The sequence below is a fragment of the Streptomyces sp. LUP47B genome (assembly GCF_001746295.1).
In the GTDB taxonomy this organism is placed as follows: Bacteria; Actinomycetota; Actinomycetes; order Streptomycetales; family Streptomycetaceae; genus Streptomyces.
Genome location: NZ_MJAH01000002.1, coordinates 778,605 through 793,188 on the forward strand (window position 1 = coordinate 778,605; position 14,584 = coordinate 793,188).

A 14,584-nucleotide genomic window follows, 5' to 3' on the forward strand; every position below is an offset into this window, starting at 1 on the left:
CTCCCTCAGTGCGTTAACTGGCGACCTTGATGTCCGCCACCCGGCCGCGGTAAGTGCCTTCTTCCGTCAGGGGCAGCTTGGTGAGCCAGATCAGAAGGTAGCGGGACTTCACGGCCTTGTCCGGCTTGAGCGGGACTCCGGTACCCGAGCCCTCCGCGACCTTGGTGTAGGCGTCGAAGGCCGTCGGCCTGGAACTCGCGTCGCTCGAGGCGGCACGCAGTTCCACGGAAGTGTTGCCCTTGAACGTGACGGTGACCTTCCCGACGTCCTGGACCTTGCCGAGGTCGAGGATTATCCCGAGGCCGGGCTTGAGGTTTCCGAAGTTGGCGCCCTGATAGAAGTCCGTCTGCCAGTACGACGAGATGTCGTTGTCGTAGGCCTTCTTTATGTCGGTCGGCTTCTCGGATCCGTCACCGAACGGGTCGAAGTCGAACCCCTTGGCGATGGTGATCGGAGCGCTGGCCGCCTTCGTCGGGGTCTTGTCGCCGTCGTCGGTCGTCTGGGTCTGGTTCTCGTCCGACTTGCCGCCCCGGTCCATCAGCGCGTCCGCCAGCTGCCAACTGCCCAGTCCCAGCGCGGCGATGAGGAGGGCCGAGACCGCCCACTTCAGAGCCCTGCCGGTGCGGCTCTGAAGGGGGGGAGGCGGGGCCGGGACCGGCTGAGTGACGCCGGAGTGAGGGGCCGGGCGGCCGTACGTGCCCTGTTGGTAGGTCGTGCGCTGGTACTCCGGAGGGGCCGTGAACGTCGGCTCCGGCGGGCGGATGCGGGGCATCTCGCCGATCGCCTTGACCAGTTCCTCGGGAGTGGTGCACGCCGACTCGTGCCGCGAGGCGGTGGCCCCGTCGTTGGCGAGCGCGCGCATGGACAGCTCGGACAACCCGCGGTGGACACCCGCCCGCACCTGGTCGGGCGCGATGAGACCGACGTCCTTGGGCAGACCGGCCAGACCGTAGGCGTCGCTCTCGTACGGCCACCGCTGAGTGAGCGCCGCGTACAGGAGCGCGCCGATCGCCTCCGTGTCCGTGCGCTGCGGACTCTCCGAACTCACGCCCCGCAGCGCGGCGTTCACGGCGAGGCCGCGGATGCGCCACTGCCCGCTCGACGTACGCAGGATCGCGTTCGGGTTCAGCCGCAGATGTGCGAGCCCCTCGCGGTGGGCCGCGGCCATGGCGGACGCCACCTGACTGACCATCTGGTAGGCGTCGTACACCTCCAGCGGGCCCGGAGCGAGGAGCGTGGTCAGCTCGGTCGCGTCGGGCAGCCACTCGTGGACGACGTAGACGAGGTCGTTCTCCTCGACGGCGTCGAGGACCTGGACGAAACGCGGGTCGCCCAGCAACGCGGACGAACGGGCCGCGGCCAGGACGGAACGCGCCCGCGCATGGTCGGCAGGCAGGATGTGCACGCCGACGGCCCGACGGAGTTTCTCGTCGACGGCACGCCAGCTGCTGAACCCGTCCAGACGGGTGACGCACTCCTCGAGACGGTAGCGTCTGGCGAGTTTGTGGCCGCTGTGCAACTCCGGCGGTGACGCCTTGCCAGGACCCTCGGTCCCACCACTCCCCTGTGCCTCGACGTCTTCCGTGTCCAGCTCCCGGTTCTTGGCCACGCCGTCGGCCGTGGACTGGTCCGCCTGGGCGGTCAGCGGTTCGTCACCGCTGTTGTCTGCCACGTCGACGGCAGCCGTGCTCCGTTCCGCCACCGTCGTTCCCTGCCTCCCCATACATTGCGCGCCGTGCGACGCAGAATCCAATTGTGCCCACAGTCCGACGCTATGCACGACACACAGTGGCGGACGATGGTTGTGCGCGTACCCCTGGCTCAGCGCCCCAGACGCCCCCGGACCATGCCGACCAGCGAGTTGAGCTCCTCGATCCGCATCTTGCGAGCGGCGACGAAGAAGATCCCGAGCAGAACCGCTCCACCCGCGATCAGAGCGGCGAACGAACCGACAACTCCCTGGCCGAGCGAGTGACCGATGCCGTAGCAGACTGCGCCGCTCAGCAACGCCGCCGGTACCGAGGCGATGCAGAGCCGGGCGTAGGTCCGCAGGACACGGTTGCCGTCCAGGTCGCCGCCGAGGCGCTTGCGCAGCCGGTTCCAGGCGACGCCGACACCGATCGCGTAGGCGAGACCGTACGAGGCGGCCATGCCCGCCACGGCCCAGCGCGGTGGCAGCACCACGTAACACAGCGTTGAGGAACCCGCGTTGACCGCTGCCACGATGACCGTGTTGTAGAAGGGGGTGCGAGTGTCCTCGTAGGCGTAGAAGGCCCGCAGGACGACATATTGCACGGAGTAGGGGATCAGGCCGAGGGCGAAGGCCATCAGCATGAAGCCCATGTTCGTGGCCTCGCTGATACCGGACGAGCCGAAGATCAACGTGCACATCGGGATGCCGAGGGCGACGAACCCGAAGGCGATCGGCACGATCGCGACGGCCGTGGTGCGCAGGCCCTGGGAGATGTCGTCACGGACCGCGCCGCCGTCCTCCTCGGCCGCCGAGCGGGCCAGACGCGGCAGCAGAGCCGCCATCAGGGAGACGGTGATGATGGCCTGTGGCAGGCCCCAGATGAGTTGGGCATTGGCGTAGGCGGCGAAGCCGGTGCCGTCGACCGGGGAGTCCTTGCCCGCCGCAGTGGACAGCTGCGAGACGACGATCGCGCCGGCCTGGTTGGCCAGGACGAACAGCACGGTCCATTTGGCGAGCGTCACGGCCTTGCCGAGGCCATGGCCCCGCCAGTCGAAGCGCAGCCTCATCCGGAAGCCGGTCTCGCGGAGGTAGGGGATCATCGCCAGCGCCTGGACGGTGAGGCCGAGCAGGACGCCGATGCCCAGGAGTCGCTGCCCCTCCGGCGGAATGTTCGTGACCTTCATGCCGGAGTCGGCCGCGGTGCCGTAGACCCACATGAACATGCCGAGCGTCACGATGATGACGATGTTGTTCAGGACCGGGGTCCACATCATCGCGCCGAACTTTCCGCGCGCGTTGAGGATCTGGCCCATCACCACGTGGATGCCCATGAAGAAGATCGAGGGCAGAAAATAGCGGACGAAGGTGATGCCGACCTCGTTGGCCGCAGGGTCGCCGGCCACCGAGTCGGACAGCAGCCGGATCAGGAACGGGGCACCGAGGACCGCGAGCCCGGTGAGTACGCCGAGCGCCACCATCACCAGGGTCAACAGCCGGTTGGCGTACGCCTCGCCGCCGTCGTCGTCCTCCTTCATGGCGCGCACGAGCTGCGGTACGAACACGGAGTTGAGGCCGCCGCCGACAGTCAGGATGTAGATCATCGTGGGCAGCTGGTAGGCGACCTGGAAGGTGTCACCGAGCAGACCGACACCCAGCGCCGACACGATCAGCGCCGAGCGGACGAAACCGGTGAGACGCGAGACCATCGTGCCCGCCGCCATCACGGCACTCGACTTCAGCAGGCCCCCCGCCTTCCCGTCCTTCTTCCCGGGAGCGGGGGAGGCGTGCGCCGTCGCAGCCGGCGCGGTACCGAGATTCATGGTCTCGTCGGCCGAGGGAGCTGTGGCCGCGGGTGCCTGGAACTGCGCTGCGGGCGACGACGGCCCCGGCACCGACGGGGGATCCGTCGGACGGCCGCCGCCCTGCTGCTGGTCACGGAAGAGATGGGCGAAGGCGTCCGGCTCATGGCGTTCGTCCCCGGCCTGGCTCATCAGGTCGTCGACACCCACGAACTGAGTGGTGCGAGGGTTGTCGCCGTACGGCAGGTATTGCGTCGGACCCTCCGGTTCGGGCGCCGGAGTCTGTGCCCACACGTGCGGGTCGGGGGCGTAAGGGGACTGGGGCGGCTGGGAGTACAGAGGCTGCTGCGGCTGATATGTGCCGGGAGGCGGCGGGGGATGTGCGGCACGGTCGTAGAGGGCCTCGGCGACCGGGTCCTGGGCATAGAGGTCCTGGGCCCGGTAGGGGTCCTGGTCGTACGCGTCCTGGAGATACATGTCCGCGGGAGCCTGCGGCGGCACCTGGCCATGCTCGGGCGGCGGCCCCTCGGGGTTACCCGAGCTGTCCGCGCCCTGACCGCGATCACCGTCGTACGGCGCGTTCATGGTTACCCCACCTCATCGTCCCGGGCCCACCGGCCACGACATCCTCAACGGTCCACTCTCTCACCCGTGCCGGACGGGTCGGCGCTTTCCGTTGCGGTGTCCGCTGTCAGGTCACTCGGCTGCTCCGGGTCGCCTGCCCCCGTGCCGGTGCCGGACTCCTCCTTGAGACGGTCGTCGGGGCCCCCGGGGTTCTCCGGACCGTCCACGGTTTCGGCCGCCTCGTCGTCGGGGCCGTTCTGCTCGGCCGCGTGGGCGGCCGCGCGCTTGCGCTGGGTGTACATCCGGAAGCCTGCCAGGACCAGCAGCAGGACACCGCCGCCGATGACCAGCATCACGGTGGCCGTGAACTCGGTGACCTTCACGTCGAACTTGACGGCGTCGCCGTACGGCTGGCCGTCCTCCGTGTACAGCTGGGCGACCACCGAGGCCTTGCCGTTGGCGTTGGCCGTCGTGGTGAACTTCACGGTCTGGCTGTGGCCGCCCGAGACCTCCACCGGCTGCTCGTAGTAGGAGGAGCCGCCGATCTCGAGCCGGTTCGGGCTCAGCGAGGTCAGCCGCAGCCTCAGGTGCTCCACACCCTGAACCAGGTTGTTCTGCACCGTCACGGGGATCGTGGCGCTGCGGCCGGAGAGCTTGGTCTCCGACTTGTCGATCAGGCTGACCTGGGAGATCAGCTCGTCGAGGTAGGCCTCGACGTCGTTGCGGAAGCCGCTCGCCTCGATGGCGCGGCCTCGCCACGACGTGGACATCTCGCGGTTCACGGCCCGTCCGAAGGGGGTCACAACGCGGGACTGGTCGGAGAGGATCACCTTGAAGTTGTCGAGCTTGTTCTGTGTGCTGGCGATCTGCTGAAAGGCCGACTTCGACAGCTCCTGCTTGCGCAGCGAGGAGGAGTAGGCGGACGCCGAGGGCACCTTGGTGGTGGCCTCGGGGTCGGGCTTGGCCGCGGCCGCCGCCGTGAGCTTCTGCGTCTGGGACCAGTTCCCGCCCTGCAGAGCGGTGATCGCTTCGGCCATGGCGCCGGCCTGGCTCGCCGTGGGCATGCGCTGCGGGGCGACGACGATGCTGCGCTGCTTGTCCGTCTGGAGGTCGAGAGTGAGGCTCTGGGCAAGGAACCGCTGGACGGCGAGTGCGGCGGAGGAGGCCCTCGTGAGATCACCCTGGAACGCGGTCGACAGCCGGGCGTCCGCGACGACCGCTGTGGTGCCCCCGCCGATGGGGCGGGCCGCGGAGGGCGTGTACGACAGGCCGGCGGTCTCCTGGAGGCTGTCGCTGCGGGCGATCACCTTGTCGGCGCCGGCGGAGGTGGCGACCTTGACGATCGACGGGTCCACCGCGCCGTTCACGGGCCAGGCGAAGTCGGTGCTCGGCGTCACATGGAGCACGGTCCTCACCGTGGTGGCCGCGACGTCGGTGGCCTCGTCGAGGTGGCTCAGCGAACCGGTGACGCTCGTGCCGTTGTGGGCCAGTGAGGCGAGGTCGGGGTCGGCGAAGGGCAGTGCGACGACCTCCTTGTCCTCCACCGCCTTCTGCAGCCTGGCCAGCCACTGCTTGGCGAGTGCCTGGTGCGTGCCCGCAGTGGTGGTGTCGCCCTCGCCCTGAATCCGGTAGCTGCGGGTCATCGCGTCGACGGACGCCAGCAGGTCCGGGTCGATCACCCATGTGACGTCCAGGTTCTCGCCGAGCGACAGCATCTGGTCCAGTCGGCCGCCCGCCGAGATCTCCTCGGCGAGGTCGTCGTTGAGAAAGACCGGTGTCTGCTGCGCGTTCGAGCCGGTCTCCGCCGTCATGTGCACAGTGGAGATCAGTGGCCACAGGAAGGTGGTCTTCGTCTTCGTGTCCACTTCGTCGGTCTGCCAGGGCAGGAAAGTCCGCTGGATGCCCAGTGTCCGGTCCCACGGCTGCGCCGAGGTCTTGCCCGAGAGGGAGACGGCGAACTGGTAGACGCCGGCGCCGCCGAGATCCAACTCGTCGACCGGCACGGAGATGGAGAAGGACTCGGCCACCCCGGGGGTCAGCTTCGCGAACTTCGCCACATACTTGCCGCCGACCTCGGATCCCGTGGCGCCCTGGAGCGAGTCCCTGTCGTCGGTGACGGTGTCGATCGACGAGCGGGTGTTCAACTCGGGGCCTACCTGCAGACCCACATGGGCGGCCGTGACGGGTTGCTTGCCGTTGTTGGTCACCGTCCCCGACACGGTGAGCGTGTCACCGTCCGTAGGGGCACTCGGGCTGAGTGTGTCGACCGCGACGGACACCGATCCGGAGTCGTCGGCGGCCCGAGCGGGAGCCGCGGTGGACAGCTGGCACAGTCCGGCCAGCAGAGGTGCCCCTGCGAGCAGGGCCCCGGTGCGCCGCAGCCAGCGACGGGCAGGTGAGGGACTCGTCCCCTGGAAGTCTGCCGCCTCGGCCACGCGCTCGCCCGTCCCTCGTCGTCGTCAGTGGTCGTCGGAATGTGCGTCCCCGCATGGTAACGATGCGCGCTGAGGGGAAGTGCCGCGGACTGCTCCACAAGATCGGGAGACACTGCCGCACTGTCCTGAATGTGCACGTATAAAGGGGAGCGTGTAGGTGAGTCTCCGGAGCAGACCTTGTGCAGGTCCGGATGGCGAGTCTGTGCACGTTTAATGAAGGCGCTGGGAGACGCCCGGGCCACGTACCCTCTTCTGTTGTGCCGAACGCCAACAAAGACAACCTCAGTGCCCCGAGCCAGGTGCAGGACCCCGCGGTGAACGGACCGCTCGAGGTCGCACCTGTCGCCGACGACCTCGCCCGCCGCTTCCAGGAGGCCGGGTTCTCACTCGCCCTGGTCGGCGGTTCGGTCCGGGACGCACTGCTCGGCCGGCTCGGCAACGACCTGGACTTCACGACCGACGCCCGACCGCAGGACGTTCTGAAGATCATTCGGCCGTGGGCGGACGCCGTCTGGGAGGTCGGGATCGCCTTCGGCACCGTGGGGGCGCAGAAGGACGGCTACCAGATCGAGGTGACCACCTACCGGTCCGAGGCGTACGACCGGACCTCACGCAAGCCCGAGGTGTCGTACGGCGACTCCATCGAGGAGGACCTCGTCCGGCGTGACTTCACCGTGAACGCGATGGCCGTCGCTCTCCCGGAGAAGAAGTTCATCGACCCGCACGGCGGCCTCGACGACCTCGGCGCGCGTGTGCTGCGGACGCCCGGTACCCCGGAGGCGTCTTTCTCGGACGACCCGCTGCGGATGATGCGGGCCGCACGCTTCGCGGCGCAGCTCGACTTCGAGGTGGCGCCCGAGGTGGTCACCGCGATGACGGAGATGTCCGGGCGTCTGGAGATCGTCTCCGCCGAGCGGGTGCGCGATGAGCTGAACAAGCTCGTCCTGTCCGCCCATCCGCGCAAGGGCCTGACGCTGCTGGTCGACACGGGGCTTGCCGAGCACGTGCTGCCCGAGCTTCCGGCCCTGCGTCTGGAGAGTGACGAGCACCACCGGCACAAGGACGTCTATGAGCACACGCTGATCGTGCTGGAGCAGGCCATCGCGCTGGAGAAGGAGGGGCCCGACCTGACCCTCCGTCTGGCCGCACTGCTCCACGACATCGGCAAGCCGCGCACTCGGCGCTTCGAGAAGGACGGCCGGGTCTCGTTCCACCACCATGAAGTGGTCGGGTCGAAGATGACCAAGAAGCGGATGACGGCGCTCAAGTACTCCAACGAGCTGGTGAAGGACGTCTCGAGGCTCGTTGAACTGCATCTGCGGTTCCACGGATACGGCACCGGGGAGTGGACGGACTCGGCGGTGCGCCGCTATGTGCGGGACGCGGGACCGCTGCTCGACCGGCTGCACAAGCTGACCCGCTCGGACTGCACGACCCGGAACAAGCGCAAAGCGGCCGCGCTGTCGCGTGCGTACGACGGTCTGGAGGAGCGGATCTCCCAGCTTCAGGAGCAGGAGGAGCTGGACTCGATCAGGCCCGATCTCGACGGCAACCAGATCATGGAGACCCTCGGCGTAGGACCAGGCCCTGCCGTGGGCCGCGCTTACAAGTACATGCTGGAGCTTCGTCTGGAGAACGGGCCGATGGGGCACGACGAAGCGGTGGCCGCGCTCAAGGAGTGGTGGGCCACGCAGGACTGAGGCCGTGAAGCGAGGTCATGTTTCACGTGAAACATGACCCCCGGCGCATCGAGAGGCGGTGTTTCACGTGAAACATCGCCCCTTCATCGTTCCCTTGCCATCCGTCGTTCCTTCGTCATCACCACGGCGACCGCTGCGTAGAGGACGGCGACGGTGAGGACCAGGGTCACCGAGCGGCCATCCGGCGGCAGGATCAGCGCGGCTACGGCTGCGGCGCCCACAAAGGCGATGTTGAACAGGACGTCGTAGACGGAGAAGATCCTGCCTCGGAATCCGTCGTCGACGGAGGACTGCACGATCGTGTCCGTGGCGATCTTCGCGCCCTGGGTGATCAGGCCCAGGACGAACGCCGCGATGAGTATCGGGACGGTGGCGAAGGGGAGTCCGAGAGCGGGCTCCAGACCTGCAGCGGCTGCCGCACACACGGCGATCCAACGCTCCGGCCCGATTTTCCCTGCGGCCCATGGGGTGATGACTGCGGCGACGAAGAAGCCGGCGCCCGAGATTCCCAACGCCAGCCCCAGCAGGGCGAGTCCGTCGTCCGGATCGGACGTCAGGGCGTACCGGCAGAGCATCAGCACCATGACGAGCAGAGCGCCGTAGCAGAACCGCATGAGTGACATCGCGCCGAGCGCCCGGGCGGCCGACCGTCGTGAGGGTGCGGCCAGGTGCCGGATACCGGCGAACAGGTCGCGGGCCGTTCCGGCGAGCGCCGTACCGAGGTGGGGTTTGATCAACGCACGGTCCGGGCCCAGCAACTCCGGTGGTATGCGCAATGCGGCGAGCGCACCGCACAGGTACAGCCCCGCTCCCAGCAGCACCACGACCGCGTTGGAGTCGGCGACCAGCAGTCGTACGACGAAAGCGAGGCCGCCGCCCGCGGTCGCGGCAAGAGTTCCGGCCGTCGGGGAGAGAGAGTTGGCGATCACCAGCCGTTCCTCGTCCACGACACGAGGCAGTGCGGCGGACAGGCCGGACAGGACGAAACGGTTGACGGCGGTGACACACAGGGCGGAGACGTAGAAGAGCCAGTCCGGGACGTGGCTGAGCATCAGGACGGCCGTCACCGAAGCCAGCAGGGCGCGCAAGAGGTTGCCGTAGAGGAAGACCTCACGGCGGCGCCAGCGGTCCAGGAGGACGCCGGCGAAGGGGCCCACCAGGGAGTAAGGGAGCAGCAGGACCGCCATCGCGGAGGCGATCGCCGTGGCCGAGGTCTGCTTCTCCGGGGAGAAGACGACGTAGGCGGCGAGCGCGATCTGGTAGACACCGTCCGCGCCCTGGGAGAGCAGGCGCACGGAGAGCAGGCGCCGGAAGTCCCGCAAGCGCAGCAGAACCCGCAGATCACGCACGACGGACATGGGCACAGCCTCACATACGGCGAGGGCCCCCGGGCGATACCGCCCGGAGACCCTCTGTAGCCCTGGCAGGAGCGTTTTGAGTGAGCCTTAGCGCTCGACTTCACCCTTGATGAACTTCTCGACGTTCTCGCGGGCCTCGTCGTCGAAGTACTGGACCGGCGGGGACTTCATGAAGTAGCTGGAGGCCGACAGGATCGGGCCGCCGATACCGCGGTCCTTGGCGATCTTCGCGGCACGTACGGCGTCGATGATGACACCGGCGGAGTTCGGGGAGTCCCAGACCTCGAGCTTGTACTCGAGGTTCAGCGGGACGTCGCCGAAGGCACGGCCCTCAAGGCGGACGTAGGCCCACTTGCGGTCGTCGAGCCACGCGACGTAGTCGGACGGGCCGATGTGGACGTTCTTCGCGCCCATGTCCCGGTCGGGGATCTGGGAGGTGACGGCCTGCGTCTTGGAGATCTTCTTGGACTCCAGACGCTCGCGCTCGAGCATGTTCTTGAAGTCCATGTTGCCGCCGACGTTCAGCTGCATCGTGCGGTCCAGGACGACGCCCCGGTCCTCGAACAGCTTCGCCATGACGCGGTGCGTGATGGTGGCGCCGACCTGGGACTTGATGTCGTCGCCGACGATCGGGACGCCCGCCTCGGTGAACTTGTCCGCCCACACCTTGGTGCCGGCGATGAAGACCGGGAGGGCGTTGACGAACGCGACCTTGGCGTCGATGGCGCACTGGGCGTAGAACTTCGCCGCGTCCTCGGAGCCGACGGGCAGGTAGCAGACCAGGACGTCGACCTGCTTGTCCTTGAGGACCTGGACGATGTCGACCGGGGCCTCGGCGGACTCCTCGATCGTCTCGCGGTAGTACTTGCCGAGACCGTCGAGGGTGTGGCCGCGCTGGACGGTGACACCGGTGCTGGGCACGTCGCAGATCTTGATGGTGTTGTTCTCGGAGGCGCCGATGGCGTCCACGAGATCGAGGCCGACCTTCTTGGCGTCCACGTCGAACGCCGCGACGAACTCGATGTCCCGAACGTGGTAGTCGCCGAACTGGACGTGCATCAGCCCGGGGACCTTGGCCGCCGGATCGGCGTCCTTGTAGTACTCGACTCCCTGAACCAGCGACGCGGCGCAGTTGCCCACGCCGACTACGGCTACGCGAACCGAACCCATTCCGGTTGCTCCCTGTGTGTACGAGTGAGGTCCTGGCAGGGACCTCACGTGGCGGTGTCGCCGGGCGTATCCGGACCGGGTGTGTCCCCGGTCCGGGGCAGGACGCCCGGCGCTCCCTCTGTGGTGTCGCGAGTGGGTTCTCCATGGCCGGGACCCTTCAGGTCCCGGCCGGCCCGCTCGCTTTCGATGAGCTCGTTCAACCAGCGCACTTCGCGCTCCACGGACTCCATCCCGTGGCGTTGGAGCTCAAGCGTGTAGTCGTCGAGGCGCTCCCGGGTGCGTGCCAGCGAGGCACTCATCTTCTCCAGGCGCTCCTCGAGGCGGCTGCGGCGGCCTTCGAGGACTCGCATGCGGACGTCGCGCGAGGTCTGCCCGAAGAAGGCGAAACGAGCGGCGAAGTGCTCGTCCTCGTACGCGTCGGGACCCGTCTGCGAGAGCAGTTCCTCGAAGTGCTCCTTACCTTCGGCCGTCAACCGGTAGACGATCTTGGCGCGACGCCCTGCGAGTGGTGCGGCGAGGGCGTCCTCGGTGGTGTGCCCCGGTTCCTCGATCAACCAGCCGTTGGCGACCAGCGTCTTGAGGCAGGGGTAGAGCGTGCCGTAGCTGAACGCGCGGAACACGCCCAGCGATGTATTGAGGCGTTTGCGCAGCTCATAGCCGTGCATCGGGGACTCACGGAGCAGGCCGAGTACGGCGAATTCGAGGATCCCGGAACGCCGGCTCATCGTCGCCTCCTCGTCTCTATCTCGCACCGATGTATCGACTCGATACATCAAGACGATAGAACGCTCATCCGGAAGCGACAAGTGGGGGGACGGTGAACGGGATCACATCAATGATTCATGCGCACCAAGTTGCCTGATTTGGGGTGAACTTCGGGGCTCGGCTGGTTTTGACGGTGCGTAGTCTGTGCGGCATGCAAACCACCGGGAACCGAGTGACGCCTGGGGGGCGTCGCTGTCCCGGTGCAGTACGGATGAATGCGGGACCGACCACATCCGTACTTCGGGGGGACCGGAAACCAGCCGCCGTTTCCAGGCGCGCAAAGGTGCGCCTGCCCGAGGAGTAGTCGTTCGATGAGCGAGCACCGTCGCAAACAGCCGCAGCCGCAGGGAGGCGGACGTGCCGCGGCCCGACGCGGCCAGTCCGGCTCGTCCTCCGGCCGCCGCGCGGCTCCGCGAGGCGCCACCGGGTCTCTTGCCGACTCCTATGGGACGAGCTCCCAAGAGTCGGATTCCTACGGTCCGGGAGGCGAGGAGCGGCCGTACGGCAGCCGCGCCGAGGCACGACGTGCGGCCCAGAGAAGCACCGGCGGCGGTCGCCGCAGAGTGCCGGAGCAGGGCCGCGGAGGTCGGCGCGGGGCGCCGCCCGGCCGGGGCCGCGCGTCCGACCCCGGCAGGAAGCGGTTCATCGACTACCCGCGCGCGGGTAAGTACGGCGTAGCGCGCTGGGTGCCGTCCTGGAAGCTGGTGACGGGCCTGTTCATCGGCTTCGTCGGAGGCCTGGTCGCGATCGCCGGCGTCGGGTACGCGCTCGTGAGCGTTCCTAACGTCGCCGAGACCGCGACGTCGCAGAACAACGTCTACTACTGGTCCGACAAGACTGAGATGGTCTCCACCGGCGGTGAGACGAACCGCCAGATCGTCAACCTCGCGCAGATCCCGAAGGCGATGCAATACGCCGTCGTCTCGCAGGAGAACAAGACGTTCTACACCGACAGCGGCATCGACCCCAAGGGCATCGCCCGCGCCGTGTTCAACATGGCCAGGGGCGGCAACACCCAGGGTGGCTCCACCATCACCCAGCAGTACGTCAAGAACGCACGCCTGGACGATCAGTCCCAGACCGTCACCCGTAAGTTCAAGGAGATCTTCATCTCCGTCAAGGTGGGTGCCACGGTCAACAAGGACGAGATCATGGAGGGCTACCTGAACTCCGCGTACTACGGTCGCAACGCCTACGGCATCCAGGCGGCCGCACGCGCGTACTTCAACAAGCAGGCCAAAGACCTCGACCCGGGCGAGTGTGCCTTCCTGTCCGCCATGCTGAAGGGCGCCACGTACTACGACCCGGCGGGTTCGATCTCCATCGACCCGGCGAACGCCAAGCCGCAGGACAACGCCAGGCGTGCTCTGCGGCAGATGCAGGACACCCTCGACAAGATGGTCGAGTACGGCCACCTCAGCGCGACAGAGCGGGCCAGGTACACCGCGCTTCCCAAGTGGCAGAACCCTCGGTCCAACACCCAGCTCAAGGGACAGACCGGCTATCTGGTCGACCTCGCCAAGGCCTACCTGATCAACAACAAGATCGTCAGTGCCGACAGGCTCCAGCAGGGCGGCTTCTCGATCTATACGACCTTCGACAAGAAGAAGGTCGGCGAGCTCGAGGCAGCGGTCAAGAAGGTCCGCAAGGAGAACATCGATCCGAAGAAGCGCCCGACGAAGGACACCTATGTCCAATTCGGCGGGGCGTCCGTGGAGCCGTCCACCGGGGCGATCCGGGCCTGCTACGGAGGCGAGGACGCGACCACCCACTTCACCAACAACTGCGACTCGACCGGTGCCCAGGTCGGTTCGACGTTCAAGACGTTCGTGCTCGCCGCGGCGATGAAGTGGGGCGTGCGCGATCCGGATCTCGGCGAGAGCCAGGCGCAGGACGAGCGTACGGTCGTCAACGCGAAGAGCCTGTTCAGCGGCAAGAACGACCTCAAGATCAAGAACTACGACCGTACGATCTGGAAGAACGAGGAGGGCAAGGAGTGGCTCCAGGAGAACGACGGCAAGCAGTCCTACGGCTCTCCGCCCAAGTACCAGATCGACCTTCGTGAGGCGATGCGGGAGTCGGTGAACTCCGCCTTCGTGCAGCTCGGCATGGACGTCGGCCTGGACAAGGTGAAGGAATCGGCCATGGACGCGGGTCTCAAGGAGAACAGCCTGGCCGGCACCAACTTCCCGTCCTTCTCCATCGGCATCTCCGACCCCAGCGCGATCCGCATGGCGGGCGCGTACGCCACCTTCGCGGCCAGCGGCAAGCAGAACGAGCCGTACTCCGTCGAGAAGGTCACGAGCAAGGACGGCGACGTCTTCACGCACGAGGCGAAGCCCAAGCAGGCTTTCGAGAAGAAGGTCGCCGACAACGTCACCGACGTCCTCAAGACCGTGGTCGAGGACGGTACGGGTACCAACGCCCAGCTGACCGGCCGTGACGTGGCGGGCAAGACCGGTACCACCGACGGCAACAAGTCCGCCTGGTTCGTCGGGTACACCCCGCAGCTGTCCACGGCGATCACGATGTTCCGGCTGGACGACGACGAGACCAAGAAGAACCGCACCTTCCTGGAGATGTACGGAACGGGTGGCCAGGAGAAGATCCACGGTGCCTCGTTCCCGTCCGAGATCTGGCACGACTACATGGAGCAGGCGCTGAAGAACGAGAAGTCGATCGACTTCCCGACGCCGGAGCCCATCGGCGAGATCGTCAATGAGGAGCCGAGCCCGACCCCCACTCCGACGCCCACGGAGACCGAGTCGCCCACCCCGACTCCGACCCCGACGCCCAGCCAGACCTTCATCACACCGACGCCCACCGCGACCGAGTCCTGCCGGTTCGACTGGCAGTGCAGCGACGCGGGCGGTACGGACAACGGTGGCACCGACGGAGGTGTGACCTCGACGCCCACGGCCACGTCGACGGACACGAACGGAGGCAACACCAACGGCAACGGCAATGGGGGCCTCTTCAGCGGCTCAAGCGGTTAGTCACCAAATGCCCCGTCGAGGGTGTTTCACGTGAAACATGGGCCGTCGCACCCACCAGGTGCGGCGGCCCTCGGCGTACTCCTAGCCTCGTACGGCAGGATGGG

At 67.4% G+C, this 14,584-nt stretch carries 8 protein-coding genes; 2 read left to right on the top strand and 6 right to left on the bottom strand.

Features of this window, described 5'->3' with window-relative positions:
• Nucleotides 1–13: 13 nt before the first annotated feature.
• The 3 genes from BFN33_RS10115 to BFN33_RS10125 all read right to left on the bottom strand — a co-directional run bounded on the left by BFN33_RS10115 (nucleotide 14) and on the right by BFN33_RS10125 (nucleotide 6,491).
• A complete protein-coding gene (locus tag BFN33_RS10115) occupies nucleotides 14–1,702 on the bottom strand; it encodes a protein kinase family protein (protein ID WP_069759545.1) in 1,689 nt (562 codons plus the stop codon).
• A gap of 119 nt (nucleotides 1,703–1,821) precedes the next feature.
• Entirely contained in the window at nucleotides 1,822–4,077 is a 2,256-nt protein-coding gene (murJ, locus tag BFN33_RS10120) for a murein biosynthesis integral membrane protein MurJ (RefSeq protein WP_069759546.1), read from the bottom strand.
• 44 nt (nucleotides 4,078–4,121) lie between these two features.
• A complete protein-coding gene (locus BFN33_RS10125; protein ID WP_069759547.1) occupies nucleotides 4,122–6,491 on the bottom strand; it encodes a DUF6049 family protein in 2,370 nt (789 codons plus the stop codon).
• Nucleotides 6,492–6,748: 257 nt separating this feature from the next.
• Between BFN33_RS10125 and BFN33_RS10130 the strand changes: the two genes are divergently transcribed.
• The gene (locus BFN33_RS10130; protein ID WP_069759548.1) at nucleotides 6,749–8,191 is read left to right on the top strand and encodes a CCA tRNA nucleotidyltransferase; all 1,443 of its coding nucleotides are present in this window, start codon (nucleotides 6,749–6,751) and stop codon (nucleotides 8,189–8,191) included.
• An 83-nt stretch (nucleotides 8,192–8,274) separates the two neighbouring features.
• On the opposite strand, the gene BFN33_RS10135 is transcribed toward BFN33_RS10130, so the two are convergent.
• The 3 genes from BFN33_RS10135 to BFN33_RS10145 form a co-directional block, all read right to left on the bottom strand.
• Nucleotides 8,275–9,549, bottom strand: a complete 1,275-nt coding sequence (locus BFN33_RS10135) for an MFS transporter (protein WP_069759549.1) — start codon at nucleotides 9,547–9,549, stop codon at nucleotides 8,275–8,277.
• Between the two features lie 87 nt (nucleotides 9,550–9,636).
• On the bottom strand, nucleotides 9,637–10,719 hold the full coding sequence (locus tag BFN33_RS10140) for an inositol-3-phosphate synthase (RefSeq protein WP_069759550.1): 1,083 nt from the start codon (nucleotides 10,717–10,719) through the stop codon (nucleotides 9,637–9,639).
• A gap of 44 nt (nucleotides 10,720–10,763) precedes the next feature.
• On the bottom strand, nucleotides 10,764–11,444 hold the full coding sequence (locus BFN33_RS10145) for a PadR family transcriptional regulator (protein ID WP_069759551.1): 681 nt from the start codon (nucleotides 11,442–11,444) through the stop codon (nucleotides 10,764–10,766).
• 351 nt (nucleotides 11,445–11,795) lie between these two features.
• Between BFN33_RS10145 and BFN33_RS10150 the strand changes: the two genes are divergently transcribed.
• Entirely contained in the window at nucleotides 11,796–14,480 is a 2,685-nt protein-coding gene (locus BFN33_RS10150; RefSeq protein WP_079140740.1) for a transglycosylase domain-containing protein, read from the top strand.
• Nucleotides 14,481–14,584 lie beyond the last annotated feature (104 nt).